The sequence below is a fragment of the Pseudomonas sp. Ag1 genome (assembly GCF_000278565.1).
GTDB lineage: Bacteria > Pseudomonadota > Gammaproteobacteria > Pseudomonadales > Pseudomonadaceae > Aquipseudomonas.
Genome location: NZ_AKVH01000109.1, coordinates 198,541 through 224,345, shown reverse-complemented (window position 1 = coordinate 224,345; position 25,805 = coordinate 198,541). Strand labels below are relative to the sequence as shown.

Below are 25,805 nucleotides of genomic sequence, written 5' to 3'. Positions count from 1 at the left end.
CGCTCGCAAGTACCATAACGTGACAACTGATACAGATCGCACAACCGACTCCCGGCACTGAGCCTCACTTAACTACTCGTAGAGGCTGTTGCTTCTCCAACTCCTCGACTTGACTACTAAGGTCTCGTACCTGGCGGGCCAGACAGAGTTCGCGACCTATGGACTGCTCCCATAGTTGCTGGTACTTATTAGCCAGACTCTTTGCCTCTCGCAGTCTATCTGCGGGTGTGACACGCTCCTGCTGTCTCTTCGCAGCCTTGTCGATTGCCAGCCTAAGCTCATCGTAACCTCGCCCCTTTTTAATCGCTCCTTTCTTCAACCCCATTTCCAGCGCAATATTGTCGTAGTTAATTTTAGAGCCTTTAGGGATTCTTAAAGGAACGTCATTCTCCACTCTCCACAAAGCCTCGTAGCCCTCTTTGTTGTCCCTCATAGGACTATCCTCCTATTTACCTGTGACCTTCATCAGCTTTTCGAGAGCCGTTTTTACTTCTACTTGAGTTCTGTACTCGACCGACTCAGGATCCAAAGCGTCGACAAAATTTTTCTGCATATTGAAAGCCCGCTCAACCTTCCAGTTTATTATTACTCCCTCAGCGCAACCGACGCAGCCAAGCGGGTTCACGAAGCCACGCTCTTTACACGCGACATTGGACATACACCCTCCCAACATAGTGGCTCGATACGATAATTGCCCGGATTTAAACTGTTTCTGAGTAACCTCCCAACTTTCGATAACTCTTACCCCTGAAATAAAATCAGAATTATTTAGATATTTGCCCCCACTACCCCATAGTTTCTCCTCGGACATGAGGATTTCTTTTGCATAGAGAATTGACTCTGCATATGGGGTCTCTCTGGCTATATCGTGTATCACATGCTTAGGGGATGGATTAATTAAGTTCTCACTGAATGCATACCCTTTCATATAGTAGAGCGTCATCTGGGAGGTGATATGTTTCATAAGTAGTTTAAGCGACGGCAGGCTAACAAGCTCGCTTCGTGCGGCATAGACGCACAAAGACCGGCGAATTTGATGCACAGTCAGCGGCCAACGACGACCGACGTCGAATTTTTTTTCAGCACCCCAGTCCCTTGAAAAATCTGTCATCTGAAGCTCGAGCCGATCATCTTCAGTGATCAATATCTCCGGTAACTGCGCTTCATATCTGGATGGCTCAAGGGAAGACAAGGAGTAGCTGTCAGAAGACTGTGCAGTCGGCCAGTCATACAAATTACGAGCAAATGGTAGGTGCGCAGTTGAAACAAAAAGTGCTTCACCATCTGTGCAGTCGTTAAAACCATAAACAATATTGGCTATCGTCTCAGCTACCTCTATGGCTCCCTCTACCTCGGGAGAAGTAATCCACCGCTCAGTAGAAGAAGCAGTTCCTGAGAATAATTTTGTCGTAACACCAATCAGACAGCAAACCTTGCCGTAGGTCTCATGTCGACTGTCATAACCTCCAAGGTTAATGCTGTAAGCTTCAGAGCTTCGCATCCCAGAAAAAATATGTATTAACATCTTGCAGCAATACTGAACCAAAGTAAGATAACGTGTCATATGATTGATATTTAGAAGCTTATATTTTTTGACAATCTCTTCTAGGTCGTATTGCTCAACAGCATCTTCAAAAGTAATCAATTCAAGTCGCAAAGAGGATTCAATTTGGGCCCTAGCTCGAGACCACTCGCTTCTCCCAAAATGTCGCTCGTTGGCCGCCCTAAGAACAAATTCTTGGATATTTTCTTTGTTAGACAAAAACTCAGCTATAACGTCCTGATAGTTAATTATTGTACGGAGTAGGATGCGAGTTGGAATTACTGGATGCTGCAGTGATTCCGCAGGCAAGTCTTTCTTCATTCGCTTTAAGTACGGCAAAACTTGAAACGCCGCATTGAGCCCTGGCAGGTTGCATCCAACTTCTCGAATCCTTCTGATGATCGAGTAAAGCGCTTTGAGCGTCCATGCATCTGTAATATTCGCAGCAAACTCTCTGACCATTGAGGCCGAGGATAAGAAATCAAATAAACTGGTCACACTATTACAAGCTTTAACAACTAGGACATTAATAAAAATCAGATATGACGCGGCAGTAGCGATCTTGGGAGTATTTCCATATTTATCGGGGGTACGCCACATCTTAAAAAAGACTTGTTTACTCTCCCACAGAGTCCTACTGTTGATGCTTGTGCTATCGATTAATCGTTCAAAGTTTAGCACCTTTGGATCAGATCTAGAGACTGCGTAGTCGCCTACGTACCATACATTATCGGTAAATCGACTATTCGGAGTACCATCCTTTTTCCAGGACACAATCAGATTATCCCAGTCAATAATCTCGTCCTTGCTAGAATTTAAGCCAGCGAGCTTCATAGCGATGATCCTATTAGGGATATAAAGTCGTTGCAGTGGGCCCAATATACTGTCAGGCGCTCTTGCACAAACACCTCTTGTTCAACAGCTCGGCAAAGCGATGCCATTTCGGGAGACAACTCAGAGATACCCTTCAATAGCGAATTAACCTTGTTGATAATTGGATCGTAGATGGCGTGGTAAATCTCCGGAGTGTCACAAACATCAGTTGAAGAAAATACGACAAACAAGAGGCTATTAAGCTTTACAATGTCTTCTCTCCGGGCGTGCACCACGAAATGGTCGCAAAATAAACATCCCTGAAAATTCTTACAATCAGGTTCCACCGACGCCACGTCCAGCAATTTAACCGGGTGGCCGTAATCCTCACATGCACCTGCCGGGGTGTCCGTCAGTGATAATCGAACCTCATCCACCCGAACCACTATTTTTTTGTAATAGGTCGTTAATTCATATTCAGCTTCTGCTACGGACGGCTTTATATAGTTATTAGCAAGGGTATCTACGGTGTGATTCGAAAGCGCAGCAGCGATCTCAGGATCATTTTCTTTCAAGAGCTCTTTTGAACGATACTCACGGAGTAGCTGATAAGACAAGATTGGGATTGTGTTATCCATATTATTTTTCACCCGCTGCCCATGCCTCAAGATCACTGAGGCATGTAATTTCTCAAGCGGAGACCCCAGTTGATCCCGTGCATATTGCCCAACGAAAAAATAGGGATAATCATGCTCACCTACCAGATATTGCCTTAGTGAAAAAAATAGTTTTAGATCACTTTCGAAAATATCCGTTATAAAATACTCAACTTGTTTGTTAGCTCTGTGCTTAACGCTTTTTAAACCGATAGCCTTTCGAGTTATCGTATAGTCACCACTCCAGCGCATCTTGCGTGCATCGCTTTCGTTAATACCAGTAACGGCTTCGAACATTACCAAGAACGAATCATGAGCGAATTTCGCAAGAAACTGCCTAATGTCATGTCGATGATCCGCATTCGCAGCCAAGAGGGCTTCAGCCATCTCATTTATTTTTTCAGATACATACTTCTGATTTGCAGTTGGAAAATCACTGATTTTTTTGAGCTCACCTGTTTGGATATCCCAGATTCTAAATCTGGAATCAGTTTTCTCCACCTGCTGCTTGGTGAGCGCAAAACCTCGCCGGCTTGGTATGACCCAGCAATCTTCTTTAGGAAGCTGCAATTTAAACGGAAAGATATAGCCACCACAGACAAACTTAGCCAAACCACGAAAAATTGCCGTATGGTAAGGAAATACAATGTCAATATCTCCAAGCCGCTTCGTATTATCCTTGTTGGCTGACAACTGCATTTTTGTCGCGACTGGAATCCTTTGAATACCACCCACAATATCTAAGGTATTTTCTGGAAATAACAAATGCGAATTATCAAACGGAACACGCTGGCTTGAACTGGCCGAATTTTGAGAGATCTCTTTATTCCTCAGCCTATCATTGAGCATTTCAGTATATGCAATCAGGGCTTTCCGATATGCACTCGGACAAATTAGATAATCTTGATGACCATTAGCATCAGCCCAGAAACCAAATCTGACAAAATCCTGAACTTCTGTAATGAACGTTGCCTCTCTTATACCGCCTAACATTTTGCGTCCGAGGCCTTCGTAAATGTACTTCTGTATTACAGGTACTCTTTCATCGCATAGACTTTCAGCCACTACACTAACAGATGTGCCCCTTCGCCCCTTTTCCTTGAAGGCCAAAGCTCCAACGAAGACACTTCTTTTATCTTCAGAAACCAGAACCATCGAATGTATGGGCAGATTGTAGAAATGACTTACATTAAGATAGGTGAACTCGTTAATCTTGTAGTGCTTTCGACTCTTCAAAACTTCACCTATCAATCTTGGAGCTCAACGTAAACTATTTTACATAAAATTAACTCTAAGCTGGCTAAGGCTGGGCCAAAATTTTAATCCAGCCCGATAATCATTCTACGTTTTAGCGCTCTGCCCTAGGAACTCCCAGCCCTGTACGAACATCCTGCCACAGCATTTGAATTGTACACTCTAGGAAATTAGCGGCCACCTCTATAGTAGTTTTCACACTTCGACACAGCAACATTAAAATCAAAAAAAATGTAACTATCGGTATTTTATAAGCATACCTTTAGACAATTTATAGCAGATCAATAATCACCACACTTCCTTGACCACGCTGGCAATATTTAAATATTATCTGGCCGGATAATTAATGTGAAGCAAGGCGCTTTACGCCGATAAATATAAAAAGCAACAGGACTTGCATTTCCTTTATAAAAACTTTCCCGAAGCCCAACCCCCCAAAAGTTTCGCAAATTGAAAACTGTTGAATTCATCAGGTACTCCGGCATCGCAAAAAATTATCGCCATAGAATTTCGCCCAGACGGCTGACGACAAGCGCTCATAAACAAAAGTTCAGCCAATACAAGGCTTTAGGGGGAAATTAGACGTCATGCAAGAACGTCTGAAACGTTGAGACCATAGGGAAAATTTACGCCACCGGCTTAATAGCTGGGTAGGTACTGCCAAACCCACTCCACTCACTGCCTGGTTCAAACAAGGAATAGCGTGTGGTGCGCTTAATAAATCTCCTAGCTATTTGACCTGAGAGGGTACGTATATCCAAACAACATTGCCAAATTATCGGCACGTTTGGGAGCATCAAGATTTATGAAAATTTATACCTACTAAGGGTACATGTTTTGAATACAGACTCAACCGGTTGCGTTTCTCGGTATGGGTATTGTATCTCTATACTCATAACCCACTGATAAATATAGCTATTTTGTTGAGATCACCCTTGACGGGATGCCATATCTGGTCTTGATTTGATGTCACTAGCTAGGAGAACCGCCATGCGTGCTTCGTTACCGCTGCTTCATCCCGTCACCCCCCTTGTGAAGCTCAACAACTTGCTCAGCTATCAGGAGTACGGCTGCCAGCAATTGAGAAGCCCCACACCTGACTCATTAAAATGCTCCGGCATGCAACGCTTCGGAGTTGTCTACGAGCATGCATTGGAGCTAGCGGCAGTCATGAGCACATTGCAATCAGCCCATGCTGAAGGCGCTCTCAACGGGGTAGTGCTACTCGACATGCAAGACAATCTGCTCTTAATCATCACCGACAGTGAAGTGGCTAGCAGCGACATTCCCGCGCTTGAGCGTTCGTGGGCATCTGCCTTAAAGGAAAGCGGTCTGCCGTCATGGACTGTGAGCTTCGCGAATCAGAACGAACTGTTGGGTGCTGAATCCGAAATTGACAGCTGGATGGTCGCGAAGACTATCTTATCCTGTGCGTCTTTTGGTGTTAACCAACGAGATTTTCGCACTCTTAGTAGCAACTTCAAAGAACAACTAACTTTTTCAACTTTCACTGATGGAGTTTTCTCCTGCTCTCCGCCGAGTGAACCTATAGGCATCTCAAGGGCATTTCATACCGAATGCCAGCCCTGCTCTGATGCTTATCTCACCAACATTAATTCAGGAAGCGAAAAGACTATGACTCTCCCCTCGATTTTCAGCCATCAAGAGCTTAATGATATCGGCGAAGCCATCCTGCAAAAGCACAATCTGCGTGATCAATGTTTGTTTGGATTATTGCTAGCACAGTACCGCCCCATTGAGCTGCAAATGATGAGGGCAAGCCAAGTCACAGATATGCATAGCGGGGTACACATTAGAATGCAAAAAACTAGGCTCTCAGGTCATTTCAAGGAGTTAGTTTTATCTCCACGTGTAGGTGCAATGCTCATTCGTTATATCGAATCAAACGGACTTTCCGGGGATGACTTCCTATTCCCCTCGCGTAGCGACAGTAAAACCCCAATGAACTCAGGGGCTTTAGTCAAATCCTTCCGCTCATGGCTTCGCGACGCAAATGTTGACCCGGCGCTGCGGTCGATTAGTAGCATTCGCCACTCAGTATCTACTAATAACAATTTAGAACTTCCTTCGCTTAACGTCAGGTCGTTGGTTCATAGCTCATTGTCGATGACCGCGTATTACATTTCCGCAAACCGTAAAAATACTGAACGTGAATAAATTGCGTATCGCTGGCCACGAGCTTCCAAAAGGAACGTGGCCGGTTGGCGGTGACTTCGTTAATCATCATGTTCGGATTCACAAGCCTATCGCTCCAAGCTCCAGTCAACCAACCGTACCACTGGCCCGCGCATAGCCCAGCCCTCTATACGACAATCCTTCGCAAACGGTGTCCGCCATGATCTATTCCCGCTTGCTTTATACCGAGCACGAGCAACCTCACAACGATGATGGTGAGGGCGCATATACGATTTTTTCTACACAGCAGTTGTTCGGCCCTGACTGCGTTCCACTTGATGTTACGGGCATTCAGAAATTCGCTGTGCTGTGGGAGGGTCAACCTGATACGAGGGTGATCGATTTGATCGAACAGTCGATCATCTTGAACCTCCTCTCCCCGGTGAAGCTGCTGAATGCCTCCAAAGGTATGCTCGTCGTCGTGTATGACGACGTATTAGTCGGTGAGAGTTTTGAGCTGTTTCATCTCGGTTGGGAAGAAATTGCTGCTGGTGTCATGTATGACGATTGGACTGTCCTACTTATCAAAGATGTCGCAGCAGGTTTAGGCTTTGATGGGGGCAGGATTTTCAGAAAGTTCGTTCGCGACATTCTTGACAACAACGAAATCGGAATCTTCGAGTTCACGACCAAGATGTTCCTGTTTAATGATGACTGGACGCCTGAAAAAGTCTTCGGGCCACCAACTGATGAGGAACCCGAAGCAGAGCCGGAACAGCTGCGAGACGGGCCAGATCTCTTTGACGAGGACTTGGATTCGTGGCGAGAGTCGGCTACCGGTTCCAAGCCTATCCCATAGGCACTGATGCTGGCCTGAGAAGTGGAGAATGCAGCTTTTGCGTGCCCTGCCGGGACGGCTGTCGTGAACCAGGCCCGGCGATACTCGCCGCCGTCCTGGCCCTACCGGGCTTCCATCCTCACGTCTGCGCGCTCCGCTTACCAGTTGCGCGACAAATCAGAAGGCTCATCAAACACTCACGAACACACCTCAGAGAGAGGCACCGATGCAGCAGCAGTCTCCATACGTAATACATCGCGAAATCCTATTCAACGGCATGTATGGAACAGCCTATCGGCTGCAAGAGTTCGTCCTCTATCAGCTCGATCCTTGTAGGTACACTTTCGACATCGATGAGCATCGCGGAGGGTTCGACAGTGTCCACATTCAGATCTATCAGGATATGAAGCAATGGTTCTGGAAAAACGGCCCATCAAGCGCCGGTTTTAAAGAAATCGCCGAAGCACTTCAAGCCAGATACACCCGGCATGAAATAGGTTTTCAAACGCTGTAAATAGGCTACCCCCTGTCCTCAAACCTCGAAGATCCCCATGACCAATCAATGGCTGCAGCACATTCTCCACCAAGTGATCGAAGTAGTGGGGCGAGCCGGCGTTTTGTTGGCAGAAGAATGCGAACGTCCGGGTGGACGGAGAGGATCAGGAGACAAAGCAGAGATTGATGTCGAGATTGAGGTTCTGCTCCGGGCCCAACTGCTGGCCCTGGTGGATTGCGATTGGTGGGGCGAGGAAACAGGCCATATTCTTACTGGATATCCATTCTGTTGGGTGGTCGACCCTAACGATGGCACCAGCGATTTTTTGAGGGGCCTCGCAGGCTCTGCCATATCCGTCGGCTTGCTCCATGACGGCAAGCCTATCCTTGGAGTGGTGCACGCCCCTGTTACGCCTTCGGGAGTTTCTGACTGCATTGCCTGGGCAAAGGGTATGGATCATCTGCTCAGAAATAACAATCGCATCGTCGTCGACCTCTCTGATCAAAAGCTTTCCGAGACGTCCACCGTGATGGTTAGCGCTGCAGCTGCTGGCAAGCCCGATATCAATAACCAGCTGTGCGCGCCGGCAGAGTTTTACGCCATGCCATCCATTGCATATCGGCTCGCTAAAGTTGCTGCAGGAGACGGTGTTTGTGGTATCTCGCTTTACCCTGTTAGCGCTCATGATGTCGTAGCTGGTCATGCGCTGTTGAGTGGTGCCAAGGGGGTGCTGATTGGCGAGGACGGGACACCTGTTCAATACATCACTGAGGCCACCATGGCGAAGATATCTGGACGTGTATTCGGTGGAGCACCAGATGCCTGTAGCGAGCTGAATAAACGGGACTGGAATAGGGTGTTTGAGTAATGCTGACTGCATGCCAAATTCAGTCAGAGAGCTTATTCATGCAGGCCGGCATTTGGCACGCCCTTCGGGCCAGCTGTCGTGAATCAAGCCAGCCATTTTCAATGGCTATCTTGCCCCTCCGGGCTTCCATCTTCGCGCCTGCGCGCTCCGCTTGCCTGACGTGACAGTCCAGTAACACATCAGTCCAGACTGCCGCATTTGGGCAAACATGTATTTCTTCAAAAAACATCGCTTCAGGCTCAAGGTTTTCCAAAACCAACCGTTTGTCATAGGTATGTACTCCCTTTGAGCGAACCGCTTTGATCCCACCAACCGATGATTACGCACAGCGTTTGAGTGCTGCCATTCCGTTTCCCAAGACGATCCTGGGCAACCGCCAGCACGGTGCCTGGCAACGTCTGATCAGCGTCATCAAGTCTTCGGAAACCCTTTCTGCATTTGATAAAGCAGCAGCCTATATAGAGGGCTACGCACATGCGCTGATCGACAGCGACCAGATCGACATTTCCATCGAACGAGATGTGTTGATCATCGAGATTATCGACGCTTGGCGATGCGCCCGTGTTGGCTCCAGCACCCCCACCTATTTGTAGCCACCAGTGAGAACCATGACCTCTATTTTTCAACGCTATGCCGACGACGAACCGTCTAAATTACGCATCCAGATGCCGCAGCGGGTTCTGGCTACAACCGTCAGTCATTACCCAATTGATGTTCTGGTAAGTCACTGGGAAAAGTATTTGGTAGACCCGTCCTCCGCTCGCGATAGATCTCAGTGGGCTGAGCGGTTTGCCATGGGCATGCCAATACCCAAGTGGGCACGCGGCGTGAAGTGGAACGTTGGCCAGCAGGCTCGTTTCATTACCTCTGTGTGGTCAGGGGGAGACCTGGGAAGCTACCTTACAAACGACTGGTCGGAGCCGGCGAGCACTGGCAGGGCATTGGCGGAGAACAGCGAGATTCTGGTCGATGGCCAGCAACGGCTCCACAGCCTTGAAGAGTATTTCCTTGATCGTCTTGCGGTGCCAGATGCACAAGGTCAGCCAAGGGTCTGGTCTGAACTCGGCAATGGCGAACGGAAGCGTTTTTTGTCGACGATCTTTACCCACGCGAGGGTGTCTTCTGGCGATGAGGTAGCATTACGCAAAACGTATGATCTTTGCGCGCAGGGGGTTGTTCCTCGGTCATTTGAACAGCGCGCCTTGAGGTAGTATTCGATACTGCGGTTGTCGTGGCATGCCCTAGCAGGGACGGCTGTCGTTAACCAAGCCCTGTCTACGACAGGTCTTGGCCCTCCGGGCTTCCATCCTCATGCCCTTCGACCCTCCTGGTCTGCGCGCTCCGCTTGCATGATGATCAAAGTCACCACCTAGCTTGGACATTCCCTGCGGCTACCACATACTAGCTTCCATCCATCCATCGTGGAGTGAGGCTAGGCGAAATGGCATGGTCATTTTGGAAGGACAAACGCCCTGAATGGGTTCAAGCGGAAGAACGAGATTTCATCAAAGCTGCGAACGGCCTGAAGACACTGCAGGTGACACCACGAGGCGGCATGAGAATCGACCCGGAAGAACTCAGGGATCAGATCCTTGCAGCCCGTGAGTTATACAAAGACCTGGTTCATAAATAACGGTAGCGTGTAAGGCGACCTGCTTGCAGCCACCGCCATTTAGCATGCTTTCAGAACGGCAAAAAAGGTGGCCGAGTAAGCTCGACTCACTGAAACCATGGCGCCCACGTCAGTGGCTTACCGTCCCGAGTCAACTGCGTGGCTTACCCACGCGGAGCTCACGCAGTCATTCGATTGAGCCGCACGCGCGATGGACTCCAGTGATCAATCCCACCTCTTTTTGATTCCCATCTCATGCCAAGTGCTGATCTCGTCGGAAGTCATCGCCTGGATATATCGATAACCCTGATCCCTGAAAAAGTCTACGTACTGATCTCTGCAACGCAGGTGCATCGACTTTTTGCCTAGCTCCTCGGCGATGGGCTCAACGTTAGCGATCAGTGCTGCTAGTTCACCGCTCTGAAAGAACGGATCGATTGCGATTGATCTGATGTGGAGGCAAGGTGCGCTCGCATCAGCATTGCACTGATCTTTGAACCCTTCTTCCGTAATGAAATCGTCATTCGAGTGGCCAAAATGAGCAAAGCCTACAAACTTTCCTTCATGCTCATAGATGAGGAAGTTCTCGGGATTGCGTTGAATCCAATCCTGAAATTCTTCCAGGGTCGCGTTCGCGTCGCCAGCCCAAGCTAAGCTCTCGACGCGAAAGCAATTTGCTGCATCGTCAGGGATGGCAGAGCGGTATACAGATGCCCACATATCATTACCTCGATGATCCTAGAAGCGGGCATGGTAATGGGTCTGCAGGTTCCACGCACCACATGAAGCGGGCCGTAATGCCCACCTTAGAGCCTCAATGCTAAATCTGCGCCATTGATTTGCCTGACCCATCGAGCGTGTCAGAAGAGCCCTATGACGAGCTCAGGAAACGAATGATGATTCACGGCTATTGAGCTGCACCAGCACCCGTTCTAGAAAACGGCGCTCCTCCCCATAGAAGAATGCAGAGGGTTCATGAACTGCCAAATGCTTAATGTCCTCCTCCCACTCGCCGTACCAAGCGTCTGGTGTGTCGACATAGATACTAGGTCGGTCAGGGAATTGATCTCCGGTGATGTCGACGATCAATCCATCGACTTCAAGCCAAGCATGTGAAGCGCCGTCCTTCATCCCGCAAACATAGAAGAATTCGCCAAGTCCTACGGTGTTCAAATAGTCGCCCATGAGCTCAGAAATGATTCCGCAGCATCCGCGTGGGAAACCTTGAATGTGCATGGGGACATCGTCGGTCTGTACGACCATCTCGACTGCCAGCCTGAAGCTCGTTACCAACTCAAGCGCTGCTGAACGAAGCATTTCCTATCCCCATAAAAAAGGGCCCCACAGGGCCCTCAATTTGTACTCAAAATATTTTACCGGGTCAGCCAGCTTTCGACGGTGTCGGAACCGTATTCAGCTTTCCACTCCTTCAGAACCTTGTGGTTGCCGCCCTTAGTCTCGACGACTTCGTCCGAGTGAGGATTTTTGTAAACCTTCACAGCGCGAGCTTTACGGGTGCCCTTGGTTTCAGCCGCTGCTGGAGAACGGCGGTTTGAAGAATGCGGATCGAGAATCGCGACAATGTTGCGCAAGCTGTAACCATACTCACCCAGCAGGTCACGAAGTTTCGTTTCGAATTCAATCTCACGCTTCAGACCATCATCGTTTTTCAGTGTTTCAAGCTCTGCCAATTGGGCAGCAAGCTGTTGTTCAAGCGCGCGGAATTCAGCGAGACGGGACATGTAACACCTCAGATATTTAGTGTTGCCAGTATAGTCAGCACTATCCAAAGTAGACAATCGAAGGTGCCCTCCGACGCCTAACGCTGACGCTCACGCCTTGCAGACATGTGAGCATCCAAGTGCTTCATTTCAGCCTGCCATTGAGTCAGAAATTTGTCCCAGTCATGGGCGTACGGGCCATCGACCAAGCGCGTCGAGCCGATGCTCGCATGTAGAAAACGCTCACGCCACGGCTGTGGAATACTGGCCTCGTCAACGATGTTGATACCGGAACTGTGGCGCTCAATCAGGACGGCTTTGCGGACAGCATCAATATCGAGATGTGGATGACTCTGGTTTAAGTCGACGCGCTCTTGGTCTTCAATGTCGTCAAGCACATTCAAAATAGCGGCAGCTTGTGGGTCGCCCGGCACCAGGTGCGAAAGTGCCCAAAGGGCTTTGCGCCTAACAGACTCACGCGTACGAAGATCATCTGCCATGTTCAGTGCCTCGATTGGAACCGGCAGTCAGTCGACGATAAAGGTCGGCTAAGAGGCGAGCATCCAGCAGCGCGTGATGTGGAAGTTCCGGGAGCGTCACGTTGCCGATATCATCCGCTTCGAGATGCCTGAATAGCAGGATCAGGTTAGTCGCGCGATTGGCAACGTTACCTGGCCAACGATGATTCACGTAGGCCAGTTGGCAGAAGAGATCCCAATCCCAATCCGGCGCGTCCGAGCAAACCTCGAGGGGGCCTTTCAGGTTGCTCAGGAAAGCAAGTAGTGAGGATTGAGCTTCGACCAAGGTCTGCCCGTGCGCAGCCAGGTTGAGCTGTGGCAGGACATTTTGAATCACAAAGTCGCTGCAGTCCTCAGTCACGTACGTGTCTGTGAGCTCGACGTAGTATTCGTGCCCGGCTTCGGACACGAGTGCCAGCGAAATCAACTTCGTGTCTCGGTTGAGCCGAGTGAACTCACAGTCTAAAAATAGCTTCATCGTCCCCTCCCTGTGAGTACCTGGTTCATGCATGCCGGTGTACCTTTGGTTAAACGATCAAAGCCGGCTGGTTTCTTTTATGACTTTAACCGATTGCCCTGACGAACCTACGCGTGCGCTCGCAGCAAGGGAGGTTTGCCAGGTACTGCGCGATGCGATCTTTGGGCGACGCACGATGATCAGAGTATGCGCTCAGACTTGGGACGAGCTCTATGCCGGGATGTTCATGGTCGACGTCGAGGGATGGAGCATTACGATCTTCAACGACTGTGAGGAGCTCGATTATCGCGAAGGATGCGTGAGCCCAGATGGGAGGAGATGGTCGTTCGATTCAGGTGATAGATTCGGAACGGATCCCATTGCCATGTTATCGACATGGGAGCATCAAAATCTTTACCGAACGGTGAAGGCCCTCTAAGTCGGGCAGCATGTTATTGGGCGTGCCCCACCGGGGCGGCTGTCGTGCACCGAGCCACGTCGTGTCTCGGCCCTGCCGGGCGTCCATCCTTCACGCCTGCGCGCTCCGCTTGCTCCAAGGCCTAGCGCCTCTGACCTGTGCCTTAGCCATGCCTGTGCCTCGTATAGCCCTGCCCTCGAAGCTTAACGAAACAAATAGGCCTTAGCCTTAGGTGATCTCCAGGGCATTGCAGCATTACGAGTCCAGTTTCGGCGCTCGAGGTTACTTATCCAACTTTCCATCCTGCCAGCCATCGTGGATGCCCCGTCTATGTGCGATCAAGCTCTCCACGGCCTCGCAGACCGACAATCCTTCGTGCTTACGTGAGAGTATAAATTCCTGGTCAAGCATTGCTTGGCTGTCAGCGACCAACTCTTGGAATTCAGATACGGTATCCGGATGCCGGGGCCCATCGGTTGCACACTGGCTAGTAGAATCGACCAGAGACATATCTGCATTTGCCCACTCTAGAAGAGTTAACCAAAGCCCATAGGGGACGGTCGTACGGTTCTCGTGTCGACAACGATATGAAAGTACCCGCAGCAGTTCGGGCATTCAGCCAATGACGACCTCACAAACGACGCATAGCGCCTCAAATAGCGCCTCACTCGCGCCTATGACGGAGCTTTGATGCATTCTCCGTATAGACAGATAGGGCTCGTCAGTTTTGACTGGATATTCGTACGCTAACTGCAAAGCCAGAGCACCAAAGCGGGCGGCACCAAGAAAAGCGGCGAGTCGCTCGATGGATTCGAGCTCATGCAGGTTGTCCCGCGTTAATGCTATCAGATTCCCCACGCTTCCTCCGGTGGCTGGAAACGACTATTCACTGAGTTGTGCCCGTGACATGTCGCTTTCTATTTTGAACACTACGCAAGATGCAGCCCTAGCGATTGTGCTCACGAACGTTAACGGACACAGACCTAAGCACTTTCTTCCTCGGCCTGGAAGACCTCGATCAGTTTTTGATTGTAGTCGTCCAGGTAGCTCTGAAGCCCATCCCGGTCGATTAGACGCACGCCTGCCGTGCTGGCCAACTCCTTCGCTGATTTCGTGTAGTAGGAGTTCGTGACTACCATGGCCTCGTCGCACCCATAAAAGGCTTTTGCGGAGATGGCTTGCTGCACAGCCGCATTGCCTACGGAGCCCGAGTAGTTCTTTGCCTGGATCACCATGTTTTTGCCGAAGCGGCTTACAAATAGATCAGCACCTTGGTCAGCCGTCTTCTTGGTCTCTTTAACGTCATATCCAATGGTCTGGAAAATCTCAACAAGGAAGGCTTCAAATTGAAACCCATCCATGGCATCCACTAGGTACATGGTGATGAACTGGTTCGGATTGAAATGCTCCAGCTGAGATCCCAGACGCTCGACGAGAATATCGAAATAAATCTCCTCGCAGAGGCTCAGGCCATTCCGGAAAACCTGTATCGGGAGGAGCGGCACACCAGATGTCGACGCTGCCTGGGGATTGAATTGAACATTGGGGAAAGCTACGTCATTTTCCCAAAGGTAGTAATAGAACAGAGCCAAGTCAGACCTGAACGTCGTTCCTGCCTCTTCAATCCAAGAACGTAATGTGTCGGCAAGGTCAGTCCGAATGTGGCGGGTCAGCTCTCTGGAGAAGCCTAGATAGGCAGAGTTGAAGGCTGTGGTCTGCAGCAGCTTGTCCAATAGCGATGGAAGACCTTCAAGTTCGTCAAAGCCTTTGCGAATCAAGACTTCCCTGAACAGCTCCCTCTCGCTGTACACACCATCCAACCGTGGGCCGGGTACGCCTGCTTCATCGCTACTACCTGCGCTTTCGCGAGTGGTGTGAATGAAGTTCGTGAAGTATGGCTGCTTCAGCTCCGCGTACTTTCTCAAGACATTGTTCAAAAGATCGTTGAGCTGGGCTTGCTCCTTCTTCTTCCCGAAGAAGTCCTGAATCAAGCCTTTGGATCTGTATTGAAAGTCGGGATAAAACGAAGGATCCAATGGCGTGAGGTGTCGCAACGTGAGCTCTGATGACGGTGAAACTTGAGAGCCCATGCACCAGGGGCATGCGATCTCGAAGGTAGTCCTGTTGCATCCATTGCATTGATAAATCATCGCGCTGATTCCTTTCCTGAGTCGTCGCGCGGTTCCGCGCTTAATCGTAGGCGAACATAGCTCACCGCTATCACCACGTCCATTTATCTAGACTCTAAGAGGCATGGATTGTAAGGGAGTACAGATGTACTCCGTCCCACAAAATCCAACGACAGCAGACTTGAATCGGTCTATCAGTGCAACGGGGCGCCTCAGGCCGCAAACTCTCATCTGGCAGTCCCGCTTGAAATCCTCCGAAAAACCACGCGCTAATTAGATGCGCTTAGCCCGTACAGATTGGATATCTAGGCTCCCGGTCGGCTTACACATGGAACCAAAGGGTGCAGCCAAATTCAGCGGATACCTCCCGTAGCCCAATGAGTCATAGTGTGTATTCAGTCTCGACCTCTAAGGAGCCAATATATCCTGGGTAAGCTCGCTTCCCATGATCCTCAAGATAATCGCGCTCATACTCTTCGTTCGTTACATAGATATCAACCATGTTATCTACGCAATCCATCGTAATGTGGCCTGCTTTGTTTTGGGTAATAACGTTATAGCCGGTGTAGTAGTGAAGATGCCGCGATGGAGCTTCACCGATTACAATGATTTGAGGATCAAGCTTCTCGAGCCAAGAGTCTGGAATCTTACCGGATGCTCTACCGTGATGAGAGGCGAATACGACGGTTGTTTTTTCCAGTTCGATGTCATCTACAATGCTCTCCATGAAGTCAGTCTCGAGATCACCTAACCAAAGAAAGCTTGCCCCTCCTTTTACAGAGTACCTCAATACACAGGACACGTTATTGAAGCTTTCACCAGCATCGCATTTACGCAAAGCTTCCTTAAAGTCTGCGTTAGAGGTATCCGGCCAAAGAACATGAACCCCGGAAGATCCACGGTCGTCATCGCCTTGATTAAGCCACTTACGCTTTGAACCTTTCTCAAGGAAAAAAGCCTTCCCGCTATCCCTCAAGGCACAATAATGAAGAAACGAATCCGTTAGATCCGGTTTTTGAGCCTTGTTTTTTACACAATAAAAATTCGCTATAGGAAATTTTTTATCGAGTTTCTCGATACCTTTGAAGTGATCCTCATCCGGATGAGTGCAGATGAAGCGTCGCATACTTTTGGTTTTAGATACCTCCTTGAGTTCGGCGATAATCTCATCAGAATTCCCAGCATTCAGATTACAATCAATCATAGTAAAGTTATCACCACCATGAAGGATGTAGAACATATCGCCATTACCAACGGACAAGCTTTTTATCGTAGGCATTTTGCCTCCCTGCATAATTATAATTGACTACTTGTATTAAAGATAAATCGGTAGGAGCCTAGGGCTCCAACTGGGCTTGTGCTGGTTTCTTTCTTGATCTCGGATTGGGTAGGGAACCAAGGCACTCGAACAGACGTTCCGCGTACACAAAACCCATCCGCCTTACAGCATCCTTGTCGAAATAAAATAACCAAGCCATCAAAAGTGACCCAGAAATAAGAATTGTGAGCCCTGCTGCAAGCCCTGGATCTGCCAAATGAATCGGCTCAAAATGAGGCGGTTTTATCCGAATTACTCCCGCAATCAGTCCGCCATATCCTAATCCGCAAAGGCAAGACAGAATTCCTACGGCCTTCATTGCGACCATATTGCGGTGAAAGCCATATGCGATGTTTTCTTTCAGCAGAAGATTTTTATCGCCACGAGTCAATTCCCTGAGGCGTTTGGTCGCGCCAATATAAATATCATCAGCTCTAGCAGGATCCGACTTTTCATCCTGTTCGCTCGGCATATCAATTCCCAGCTTTGACGATATCTGTTGGTGATATCTCTGCTTGCTGACGCTATCCAGGAATTTATCACTGTGCCGCAAGGCTAAAGTCGTAGGCATTCCTCCCCATCTCTTTAGCAGCTTTTCTTCCAGCTTTTTTCCTCGACCACGCGCAACGCTCGCCAACGCGTAGATCGCACCACACCCGCCCAGCAGTCCAATGACACTGGTGAGTACAGGATGTTTAGCACCATAAACGCACAGTAAGGGCACAAGCAGCGGCAGTGAAACCAGCAGCCCTGGTATCACTCTAGCCTTTCGCTCGTAGGGATCTTTCACCAACTCTAATATCGCAACCATGTTTAATCCATCAGTAGATTTGCAAATATCGGCCTGAATCACTGTGCACTAGCTAGATTACTCACCTAACCAGTGCTGGCACTCTGGCTGATTGAGAAGTACCAGTTGCTGTGCTTTAGGATCAGGATTGTTGTTCCTTAGACCAAGCTTTTGTAGAAGGTACCAAAGCTGAGATTGACGGGTGGTCAACGTAATTTGGCCATCCTGCATACCGTAATCCAACTCAATGGCACGACGACGCCCTTCGTCCAACTCAGGGTTAGCTCCAATTACCACCTGTACATAGGTATGCCATAACTTATCGTACGGTGGTGTAGACGGCAGGTCTTTCGGAACCAACGAAAGTATTCTTGCGAGAACAAAATCTATGTGTTGGTTACGTCTAAAACAATAGGCCCGCACATGCCATCTGTAGCCATCGAACCCTAAAGCATGTGGCGCGACAGTCCTGATGGTTGGATCTGGCCCACTCATCGATTGGTAATTAATCTCAAGCGCTTCCTGCCGCTGAATGGCTCGAAGAATTTTTATAAGCGCCGGCTTATCGACTAGACGGATAGGGTTGGGCACCGAATCCATCGGAGGCGCCCAACCGATGAAGCTTTCTGCTTCATCGATCACGCCCATCTCCCGTGCGAGAAGCTCGTCCAAATAGCGCAAACCGTCGTCGGGAGCAAATTTCGGGGTGAACGTATCCGTGGCCACATAGGCCTTTACGTTCTTGTCATAGACTGCATTTCCTGGCGCCTGCTCCAAGTAACTAGCGAAGTCTAAAGAAGCCTGCGGAGCAGAAATTCCGAAGAAATCGAGCAGATCAGCCCGATTTACCCGTCCTTCCCACAAAAGCCTGAAGTCAATGAACTCCAAACGGCGCATCTGGCCCCAGCGGCCTGCCTTTTTTGGTGGGTGGTCAGTCATCTGTTGAGCCTAGTGCAATGAATGGCGCGATGGTAACACTACTAAAAACTAGACTCATCTAATTTTTATGAGTACCGTATTGCCATCACGACGATTCGCGTCTTCTTTTGGGGGTGTGCACCATGGCTGGACAAATTGCGTTTTTCCCGGTGGGTAACGGCGACATGACCATGGTGCGACTGGCTAACGCCGATGCCACTACCATCATCATTGACGTCCGGATTCGCCAAGCGGCAGATGATCCTGAGGATGAGACGCCGGATGTTGCGGGGGAGCTGAGGAAGCAGTTGCTCACAGATGCTGACCAACGCCCCTACGTGGATGCGTTTCTTCTCAGCCATCCTGACGAAGATCACTGCCTCGGCGTGCGCAAGCATTTTTGGCTTGGGCCGATTGAGGACTACCCGGACGATAAAAAGCCGCAAGCTGAAAAGCGAATCGTGATTCGTGAGATGTGGTCGTCTCCTATGATTTTTCGGCGACGTAACTCGCTCGGCCTAACACTGTGTGACGACGCCCACGCCTTTCACGTTGAAGCAAGGCGCCGAGTCCTTCGCTGGAAGGAGCTTGGCTACGCAGTGGTTGGTAATGGGGTTCGAGTTTTCGGTGAGGATGAAGGAGGCAAAACCGACCACATCCAACCCATCCTAGTGAAGACAGGTGAGACGTTCTCGACCATTGGCGGGCATACCTACGGTGACTTCTTCAGCGCAAAACTCTTGGCACCTATGCCCAAGCAGGATGACGAGACAGAAGAGACTCTTTCGAAAAATCACTCAAGTGTGATTTTGTGTATCGAGTTGGCTCCGTCGTCATTCAGCCGAAATAAAACTCGCTTTCTGACTGGTGGCGATGCCCATACCTCTATCTGGGAGCGAATCTGGGAACGTTACAAAGAAACTCCTGAAGTGCTGGAATACGATCTGCTCCAGGCTCCGCACCACTGTTCGTGGCACGCACTTTCGCACCACAGCTGGTCGACTTATGGGGAAGATGCAGAGGTATCCGAGGGTGCAAGATCTGCGTTGGGTCAAGCTCGTCAGGGCGCGATCATTGTCGCCAGCAGCAAAAAGGTGGTCGATGACAAAAACGACCCGCCTTGCATTCGAGCTAAGCGGGAGTACGAGTCCATTCTGGACGATGTCAACGGGATTTTTCTATGTGTCGGCGACAAGGCCAAACCAGAAACGATCCGGTTTGAGGTCACATCATCGGGTTTGGTGAGAGCAGCTGTAGGGATCGCGGCAGCGAGCAGCGCTGTGGCAGCGGCGGCTCCTCGGGCAGGAGCCAAGAAGTGAGCCTCAGTCTCATCGAGTGGGGCAGCCCACTCGAAGATGAAGCGCAGGCACTGACACTTCCCTTGTCGGTCGAGATCTATCGAGCATGCGAAAGGCATGAATACTTCCAGATCCAGGAAGTCCGGTCGCTATCAGACGGCACAGGCCTAACCGAGATAATTGTGGTGAAGGCCGGAGACGGGTCGGTTGGGGCCCACAACCCAAACGGTATCTTGCGTAAGGAGTGGTTAGCACTCACTGTGAACGCGGAGGAAGACCCACCTGTTGGGGTAAGGGCTTTAAGAAGTGAGTTCCCTGTTCTAGGCCATCAAAATTACACCCGTACCGGCGAGCCACTTTCCTTATGCTTGTACAACAGCACATGGTCAGAGATTCAGCGCTCCTGGACTCCTCAAAAGTTTCTCGCGAGGGTGCTCTGGTGGTTGCGGGAATCAGCCGAAAATTCGCTTCATCTCGGCGATCAGCCTTTGGAGCAATTATTTTTCAACACATCGTTCCAAATTATTTTGCCCGCCAAACACGCCCAGGAATCATTAAACCCTGCTCGCCGCTTGGTTCTTGCAGAAGCCGAGTCCGGTAGCACTGAGGTCACCACTTACCTTGGCTACTATGTAGATGCGAATGCAGCAACGGCATGTGGAATGAAGGGTGTCCCTACTCTTCGCGTTAATTTACCGCCTGTTGAAAGCTCGCGCGTCGAGCGCTTCCCAGCGACCCTGGGAGACCTTGACCAATGGGTGGCGATTCGTGGCGGTTCCTTTTTTGACGAGCTTACCAAAGCAATCAAGCAGTTGATTTCGGTCACTGATCTTTCATCCAATGAACAGCGTCCAAAATGCGTTCTTATTTTGCTATCGGTTCCGAGACTCAGGAACGGGACAGTGGACAAGGTTGACGACCTCGCCTATTGGGTTACCAATTCCCTGCTCCATCTGGGTGAAGCCTGCGGGTTGCTTTTTTATGATGAATACCGAGGAAGCTGGAGTCCCGTTGAGCTCATAGGCCAAACGCTAGAGGAGCGATGGAAAGCTATTTCAATTTTGCCAACCCAGCTTCGATATAAGCTCGATAAGCCACTCATCCGTTCATTGTCGTGCCTGGAATCTGCGGATTCGGATTTCGAAGGAGTGATCGCTGGGGTAGGTGCTCTCGGCAGCTCCATGGTGGAAACGTGGACGAGAGAGTCTTGGGGTCAGTGGACTTTGATAGATCCTGACCAAGCTATGCCTCACAACCTAGCAAGGCACATCATTTCGGATTCTGCTATCGGATCCCCGAAAGTCCGAGCCGTTAAACGCATTCTTGATCAAATATTCCCCGAACAACCCCCGCATATGGCGATTGACGCGAGCGTTGTCGACGAAGATGTGAATGTCTCGGCAGCACTAAGCAACGCAAGCTTAGTAGTGGACGCCACGACGACGTTGCATGTACCGAGGGAATTAGGTGAGCGTGATGGAACACCCCGTACTGCAAGCGTTTTCCTCACACCTTCAGGTAGAAGCTCAGTATTGCTTCTCGAAGACCGCGACAGGGGCGTTCGGATATCGAGCATTGAAGCCCAATACTACCGTGCAATCCTTGAGTCGCAGTGGGGAGAACTTCATCTTGATGGACACAGCAAAGGTGAATGGGTCGGGAACGGGTGCAGAGATATTTCCCTCAGGCTTTCCGTCGAACTGATTCGCCTCCACGCATCACTTCTCAGCCGGCAGGTAAGGCTGAGCCAAGCCAAATCGGGCGCGCGAGCGTGTGTATGGGATGTAAACGATGAAACCGGCGGCGTCGCAGCGCATGAGATAGCCATTTCCGAATCAAAGGAAGCACGGTCAGACGGCTGGACAGTCCGGTGGGATCAAGGATTTATTGAACAACTCCGCAACCTGAGAAGCCAGGCGCTACCCAATGAAACAGGTGGGATATTGCTTGGATACACCGACCATCAGTTGAAAACTATCAATATAGTCAAAGGAATGCCTGCCCCTCCAGATAGCGTCTTTACACCCACCTCCTTCATTCGAGGGTACGAGGGCCAGGAAGAAGTGCTTCTTGATTCGCGTCGGAAAACAGCCGGGATCGTCGACTATATCGGTGACTGGCATTCGCATCCGCCCAAGCACTCGTCACGCCCGAGCTCCAACGACATGAATCTACTAGCATCCTTAGCCCTGACCATGGCCAACGATGGCTTGCCAGTTGTCATGTTCATCATGGGCGAAACTGATTGCACAGTTACTATCGGAACGTGCTCCGACCAATTGAAGGACTATTAAGTGCTGCTTCTGATCGTAGGCTATCTTGTGCTGTTGCTGTTCATCGCGACCTACTCGATAGGCGCAATGGCGCTAGGTTGGCTTGCACAACCTTATGAGGTGCTACGGATTCCATTGATGTGTGGTGCAATTGGTTGCGTGGGGGGCTGCCTTTACTGCCTCAGGGCTGTGTACTTGAACAAATGCGTCCACAAAAGGTGGGATACGGACTGGTATGCGTGGTACTTCATCCGTCCCATTACGAGCGTGATTGCTGGTGCCGTTAGTTATCTTTTCCTCAAAGCGGGCTTGCTGGTATTGGAATCCAGCTCTAAATCTGACGCAAGTGAAATTGGTTTCTTCGCGCTAGCTTTCATCGCAGGGCTCAACGTCGATAAATTTGTCGCGAAAATTGAAGAAGTAGCTAAAGCAGTGTGGGGGATAGATAAGACCCGCGCCTCCGAGACTCGCTCCCCGCCTGACAATAGCTGAACAGTAACATTTTACAGCCCAGGACAGAATTTCAGGAGCAACAGTGCACATACGCATTAAGTACCAGGATGGCGCAGGTAATATCACAGAAAGGGATATATCTGATCCCTGCAAGGAAACTGATAAAACCATTGATGCCTTTTGCCACATGCGCAGTGAGCGTAGAAGCTTCCACCTTGACCGTATATTGCACTCCGTGGCAACAGATACCGGTGAGCTGCTCAACCCATATCAGCTAGTGCCGATCATGCGAGACCCAGAGTCACTTGATTCGCTCACCTGGAGAGTCAGACCAGCTATAAAGGCTTTAAAGTTTTTTAGCCTAACCACGCGAGGATTTTCCAAGAGGGAGCGTCAGCACCTGAACAAATTCGTCAAAGAATTGGTTGCCCTTCCGCAAAGCGACGAGGAAATTAGTGCCTGGGTCTACGATCTTTGGTGCGCTGATATGTACCAATACCGTGACGGGGACGACAAAGAATACAAAGAGATACTGGAATACATCCCGCCCTCGCTTTTGGAGGTGTGCCGCGCATACGCTATTAGAATAGTAGGAGGGGCCGCTAACAAACCTGAAAACTCAGCATGGGGTGAAAGGATTGAAGAAGAATTCGGGCCACGCCCGCTGGTCTGAATCCTCGATAACCGTTCCATGGCTGTTGACGCAAAGAAACAACCAGCCATGGTACAGTTAAATATGAGTTATCTTAATCGCTGATCTACTGGGACGTAACGCTAGCTAGCTAACCAATCAAAACATGGTTAGTCACTTTTCGCCTAAGTAGCCGCAGACCACTGCATACACTGCTGGCTCTTGGATATAAATAACGGCTAAACTTAAGAATACCATTCCGAAAATCGCGGACACTACTCCCCTTACGATACCGAAGACATTGACGCCTCGCTGGAGTTTTACCGAGCAAACGGTAAATGCAAGGTAAAATACGCCGATTAAAAAGTTCGACGTCCTGGAAACAGAACTTGCGGATATCGCTGCAGTGACATTCGCTCCAAACTCCCCAAGCTCACAGCTCTGCGCCAGTGCGGTCATTCTCGAACCCAGCGCTGGCATCTCAGCGATCTTCATGAAGACTAGGCAAATCGAGATATAAAAAAATGAGTTGATCGTAGAAAACAGCGACCCCTTTCCAAACATGAAACGTGCGCCTAACCAGAAGCAAGCTCCATAGAGGATCAGGAGCATGCAATTCAGGACAACCATGACGGCTACAAAGTCTTTACTCAGCTCTATCCCAATCCCTTTCAGCGATGGAAAGCTTAGTAGTGATAACGCAACGGCCATTACGAGCCCGATCAAGCTGGCTTGCGCACACCAGTAATTGCGCAGCTTCATATCTTTGAAAAATTCGGTCGGAGTAGTTATGGAACGCTGTAGATCTTTAGCTCCAGCCACGAACGTGGGAAAAACACTCTTGATCACAGAAAATATACCGTCAGACACGCACAGACCCTTAGCTAATTAGTGAACATATATCATCGGCGGCACTCACTAATTCCTTAGCGAAACTACAATGTTTTTTCATTGGTATTTTTCGAGCGTTACCTGTTCGTTCGCAGCATACTTCTCAATGCGTAGAGATATGCCACACGCTTTTTAATACGGTATGATTTACATCAACTAGAACAACGCGATCCTCCACCCTTCTATGGGCCGCTATACCACGAACTGGGGGTGTGCTCCGCTTAACCGAATCGGCGCTCAAAAATTCAGGAAAGCCCTCATGGCCCAGCCGCTTTTCGACTTTGACCTCAAACGTGTCGCGCGCGAGCACTACATAACAGGGAAAGCCGCCATCAATTTTCCGCATCCAGGAAGCACCACGGGTGGGTGGCATTTCCTTTCGTATTTTGACCGGGAATCCGGGGTGGCTAAGGTGTCATTGGCAGGCATTCATTATCCTGACACCACCGACTATTTTGGCGACCTTGGCTGGTCTGTGGAGGGCCGACGTCTTTTCATGGCCAATCACTACCGAGCCGCTGCGGACATGATCGTTAGATGGGCATTGAGTGAGTCCATCCACTGCAGCGTCGAGATTGATGATTGGTTCCCCTCTCGAGCTGAAAGGCAGCGACTGCTTGAGATTCTAGATATAGGAAGGTCAAAGCTTTCCGAGGTTGGTAGATTGCAAAAAGTGGAAGCGTGGCTTCGTACGCAAACCTGAATCTCGGGTGTATTACCCAGCGTGTGCTCCACAGACCAGCACGGCGGGGCAAGCACATACGGTGAGTGCAGCCTCCTGGCCCCCTGTCAGCCCAGGTCATGCTCTGCCAAAACATCGGGCAAACCTATACGACTACCCGCACCGTTTGAGCCAGCGATGAGATGAACTAGGCTCTCTGGCTCATTCTCAAGGAAGACTGACATGCCAGATACCTCGGACTACAAGATCGCCACGGCGGACACTCTGACATTGCTGCTGCATAACCAGCACGCACTAGGTGCAGCGATAGAAGAAATAACCAAGTGGCTTTCAGAAAATGGAGTGGGAAGCGTCGCCGCTCATGCGATGTCGGCCATGGAAGCGCTGGACGCAAATGCTCAAGCCATCACCGATTCCATTTTGAGGATTCGACAGTCTTAGGTGCTGCTACCCCGAGTCCTGCGCACCTACCGCGCACCGCCAATTCGACTGAACGATAAGGAAAAGAATGTTCCCACCAATGGCGAATCCCAACCTCGAAATTAGCGCCACTGAATTCGAGTTCTTGGTCAGAGACTGGATCCTCAAACAGGGAGGTGAACTAACATCGCTGGAGGTCAAGCACGACGTGAAGGTCGAGGCCTACGACTCAACCTACCAGATCGACGTGCTGGCGAAATTCCAGGCTTTTGCAGGGGCCGAATTTATCGTGCTGATTGAGTGCAAAAAATACCGGAACGCAGTCGAGCGGGAGTTGGTTCAGGTACTGCACGACAAGGTGCGATCCGTCGGCGCTCATAAAGGAATGTTGTTCACCACCACGGGGTTTCAATCCGGAGCAATAAAATATGCAACAGCCCACGGTATTGCTCTGGTTTCGATAATAAATGGTACCGCCACCTACGAAACCCGCTCAGCTTACCCAGTCGCGACGCAGCCACCGGCTTGGCTCAACCTGCCGAAATTTGCGCTCTGGTACGTCAGTGAAAATGACGCCGGAAGCATCTCGATGAAGTCGCTGGGCCGTGCTCCTACGGAGGTCAACGAGATGTTCAGCTAGAAATCGGTCAGAACAGCCTCGACATCACTCCG

The 25,805-nt window shown here is 49.9% G+C and carries 28 protein-coding genes; 15 read left to right on the top strand and 13 right to left on the bottom strand.

Going from position 1 to position 25,805, the window contains the following annotated elements:
* Window positions 1-64: 64 nt before the first annotated feature.
* The 3 genes from A462_RS32940 to A462_RS06285 are packed head-to-tail and all read right to left on the bottom strand — an operon-like array spanning window position 65 to window position 4,248.
* Complete coding sequence (locus A462_RS32940) at window positions 65-433, bottom strand: hypothetical protein (protein WP_008438127.1); 369 nt, start codon at window positions 431-433, stop codon at window positions 65-67.
* A gap of 12 nt (window positions 434-445) precedes the next feature.
* Window positions 446-2,377: a hypothetical protein gene (locus A462_RS06280; protein ID WP_008438125.1), complete on the bottom strand. Its 1,932-nt coding sequence runs from the start codon at window positions 2,375-2,377 to the stop codon at window positions 446-448.
* A complete protein-coding gene (locus A462_RS06285) occupies window positions 2,374-4,248 on the bottom strand; it encodes a hypothetical protein (protein WP_157222859.1) in 1,875 nt (624 codons plus the stop codon). The genes A462_RS06280 and A462_RS06285 overlap by 4 nt, the downstream gene beginning before the upstream one ends.
* A gap of 1,008 nt (window positions 4,249-5,256) precedes the next feature.
* Between A462_RS06285 and A462_RS06290 the strand changes: the two genes are divergently transcribed.
* The 7 genes from A462_RS06290 (at window position 5,257) to A462_RS06325 (ending at window position 10,237) form a co-directional block, all read left to right on the top strand.
* A complete protein-coding gene (locus A462_RS06290) occupies window positions 5,257-6,444 on the top strand; it encodes a tyrosine-type recombinase/integrase (RefSeq protein WP_008438121.1) in 1,188 nt (395 codons plus the stop codon).
* 178 nt (window positions 6,445-6,622) lie between these two features.
* Window positions 6,623-7,261, top strand: a complete 639-nt coding sequence (locus A462_RS06295) for a hypothetical protein (protein WP_008438107.1) — start codon at window positions 6,623-6,625, stop codon at window positions 7,259-7,261.
* Window positions 7,262-7,466: 205 nt separating this feature from the next.
* Complete coding sequence (locus A462_RS06300) at window positions 7,467-7,754, top strand: hypothetical protein (protein ID WP_008438105.1); 288 nt, start codon at window positions 7,467-7,469, stop codon at window positions 7,752-7,754.
* Between the two features lie 37 nt (window positions 7,755-7,791).
* Complete coding sequence (locus tag A462_RS06305; RefSeq protein ID WP_008438103.1) at window positions 7,792-8,604, top strand: inositol monophosphatase family protein; 813 nt, start codon at window positions 7,792-7,794, stop codon at window positions 8,602-8,604.
* A 299-nt stretch (window positions 8,605-8,903) separates the two neighbouring features.
* Window positions 8,904-9,197: a hypothetical protein gene (locus A462_RS06315; RefSeq protein ID WP_008438079.1), complete on the top strand. Its 294-nt coding sequence runs from the start codon at window positions 8,904-8,906 to the stop codon at window positions 9,195-9,197.
* A gap of 15 nt (window positions 9,198-9,212) precedes the next feature.
* On the top strand, window positions 9,213-9,815 hold the full coding sequence (locus A462_RS06320) for a DUF262 domain-containing protein (protein WP_008438078.1): 603 nt from the start codon (window positions 9,213-9,215) through the stop codon (window positions 9,813-9,815).
* A gap of 230 nt (window positions 9,816-10,045) precedes the next feature.
* Window positions 10,046-10,237 carry a hypothetical protein gene (locus tag A462_RS06325; RefSeq protein WP_008438077.1) on the top strand — a complete coding sequence of 64 codons (192 nt, stop codon included), beginning with the start codon at window positions 10,046-10,048 and terminating at the stop codon, window positions 10,235-10,237.
* Window positions 10,238-10,441: 204 nt separating this feature from the next.
* Here the strand turns inward: A462_RS06325 and A462_RS06330 are convergent, their stop codons facing one another.
* From A462_RS06330 to A462_RS06350, 5 genes are all read right to left on the bottom strand, one after another.
* On the bottom strand, window positions 10,442-10,936 hold the full coding sequence (locus A462_RS06330) for a GNAT family N-acetyltransferase (RefSeq protein ID WP_008438076.1): 495 nt from the start codon (window positions 10,934-10,936) through the stop codon (window positions 10,442-10,444).
* 162 nt (window positions 10,937-11,098) lie between these two features.
* On the bottom strand, window positions 11,099-11,533 hold the full coding sequence (locus A462_RS06335; RefSeq protein WP_008438075.1) for a hypothetical protein: 435 nt from the start codon (window positions 11,531-11,533) through the stop codon (window positions 11,099-11,101).
* Between the two features lie 56 nt (window positions 11,534-11,589).
* A complete protein-coding gene (locus tag A462_RS06340) occupies window positions 11,590-11,958 on the bottom strand; it encodes a histone-like nucleoid-structuring protein, MvaT/MvaU family (RefSeq protein ID WP_008438074.1) in 369 nt (122 codons plus the stop codon).
* A gap of 77 nt (window positions 11,959-12,035) precedes the next feature.
* Window positions 12,036-12,437 (bottom strand): hypothetical protein, encoded by a 402-nt coding sequence (locus A462_RS06345; protein ID WP_008438073.1) that lies wholly within the window; start codon window positions 12,435-12,437, stop codon window positions 12,036-12,038.
* Window positions 12,427-12,966, bottom strand: coding sequence for a 3'-5' exoribonuclease (locus A462_RS06350; protein ID WP_008438072.1), 540 nt, complete (start codon window positions 12,964-12,966; stop codon window positions 12,427-12,429). Before A462_RS06350 ends, A462_RS06345 begins: the two co-directional genes overlap by 11 nt.
* Between A462_RS06350 and A462_RS35320 the strand changes: the two genes are divergently transcribed.
* Window positions 12,965-13,351 (top strand): DUF7693 family protein, encoded by a 387-nt coding sequence (locus tag A462_RS35320; protein WP_008438071.1) that lies wholly within the window; start codon window positions 12,965-12,967, stop codon window positions 13,349-13,351. The genes A462_RS06350 and A462_RS35320 overlap by 2 nt on opposite strands.
* 962 nt (window positions 13,352-14,313) lie before the next feature.
* Here the strand turns inward: A462_RS35320 and A462_RS06365 are convergent.
* The 4 genes from A462_RS06365 to A462_RS06375 all read right to left on the bottom strand — a co-directional run bounded on the left by A462_RS06365 (window position 14,314) and on the right by A462_RS06375 (window position 18,506).
* Window positions 14,314-15,480 (bottom strand): restriction endonuclease, encoded by a 1,167-nt coding sequence (locus tag A462_RS06365; RefSeq protein ID WP_008438069.1) that lies wholly within the window; start codon window positions 15,478-15,480, stop codon window positions 14,314-14,316.
* A 361-nt stretch (window positions 15,481-15,841) separates the two neighbouring features.
* A complete protein-coding gene (locus A462_RS33795; RefSeq protein ID WP_008438068.1) occupies window positions 15,842-16,738 on the bottom strand; it encodes a ComEC/Rec2 family competence protein in 897 nt (298 codons plus the stop codon).
* 58 nt (window positions 16,739-16,796) lie between these two features.
* The gene (locus tag A462_RS06370) at window positions 16,797-17,588 is read right to left on the bottom strand and encodes a hypothetical protein (protein ID WP_008438067.1); all 792 of its coding nucleotides are present in this window, start codon (window positions 17,586-17,588) and stop codon (window positions 16,797-16,799) included.
* 57 nt (window positions 17,589-17,645) lie between these two features.
* A complete protein-coding gene (locus A462_RS06375) occupies window positions 17,646-18,506 on the bottom strand; it encodes a helix-turn-helix transcriptional regulator (RefSeq protein WP_032899716.1) in 861 nt (286 codons plus the stop codon).
* A gap of 122 nt (window positions 18,507-18,628) precedes the next feature.
* Between A462_RS06375 and A462_RS06380 the strand changes: the two genes are divergently transcribed.
* From A462_RS06380 to A462_RS06395, 4 genes are read left to right on the top strand one after another with little or no spacing between them, the layout of a single operon-like run.
* Window positions 18,629-19,804 (top strand): hypothetical protein, encoded by a 1,176-nt coding sequence (locus A462_RS06380; RefSeq protein WP_008438063.1) that lies wholly within the window; start codon window positions 18,629-18,631, stop codon window positions 19,802-19,804.
* Complete coding sequence (locus A462_RS34980; RefSeq protein WP_008438062.1) at window positions 19,801-22,077, top strand: Mov34/MPN/PAD-1 family protein; 2,277 nt, start codon at window positions 19,801-19,803, stop codon at window positions 22,075-22,077. The genes A462_RS06380 and A462_RS34980 overlap by 4 nt, the downstream gene beginning before the upstream one ends.
* On the top strand, window positions 22,078-22,548 hold the full coding sequence (locus tag A462_RS06390) for a hypothetical protein (RefSeq protein ID WP_008438059.1): 471 nt from the start codon (window positions 22,078-22,080) through the stop codon (window positions 22,546-22,548).
* A 43-nt stretch (window positions 22,549-22,591) separates the two neighbouring features.
* Window positions 22,592-23,182, top strand: coding sequence for a hypothetical protein (locus A462_RS06395; protein ID WP_008438057.1), 591 nt, complete (start codon window positions 22,592-22,594; stop codon window positions 23,180-23,182).
* A 132-nt stretch (window positions 23,183-23,314) separates the two neighbouring features.
* Here the strand turns inward: A462_RS06395 and A462_RS06400 are convergent, their stop codons facing one another.
* Window positions 23,315-24,010: a hypothetical protein gene (locus A462_RS06400; protein ID WP_157222858.1), complete on the bottom strand. Its 696-nt coding sequence runs from the start codon at window positions 24,008-24,010 to the stop codon at window positions 23,315-23,317.
* A 280-nt stretch (window positions 24,011-24,290) separates the two neighbouring features.
* Between A462_RS06400 and A462_RS06405 the strand changes: the two genes are divergently transcribed.
* The 3 genes from A462_RS06405 to A462_RS06415 all read left to right on the top strand — a co-directional run bounded on the left by A462_RS06405 (window position 24,291) and on the right by A462_RS06415 (window position 25,773).
* Window positions 24,291-24,734 (top strand): hypothetical protein, encoded by a 444-nt coding sequence (locus tag A462_RS06405; RefSeq protein ID WP_008438055.1) that lies wholly within the window; start codon window positions 24,291-24,293, stop codon window positions 24,732-24,734.
* 201 nt (window positions 24,735-24,935) lie between these two features.
* The gene (locus A462_RS06410; protein WP_008438054.1) at window positions 24,936-25,154 is read left to right on the top strand and encodes a hypothetical protein; all 219 of its coding nucleotides are present in this window, start codon (window positions 24,936-24,938) and stop codon (window positions 25,152-25,154) included.
* A 67-nt stretch (window positions 25,155-25,221) separates the two neighbouring features.
* Window positions 25,222-25,773, top strand: coding sequence for a restriction endonuclease (locus A462_RS06415; protein ID WP_008438053.1), 552 nt, complete (start codon window positions 25,222-25,224; stop codon window positions 25,771-25,773).
* Window positions 25,774-25,805: the final 32 nt, after the last annotated feature.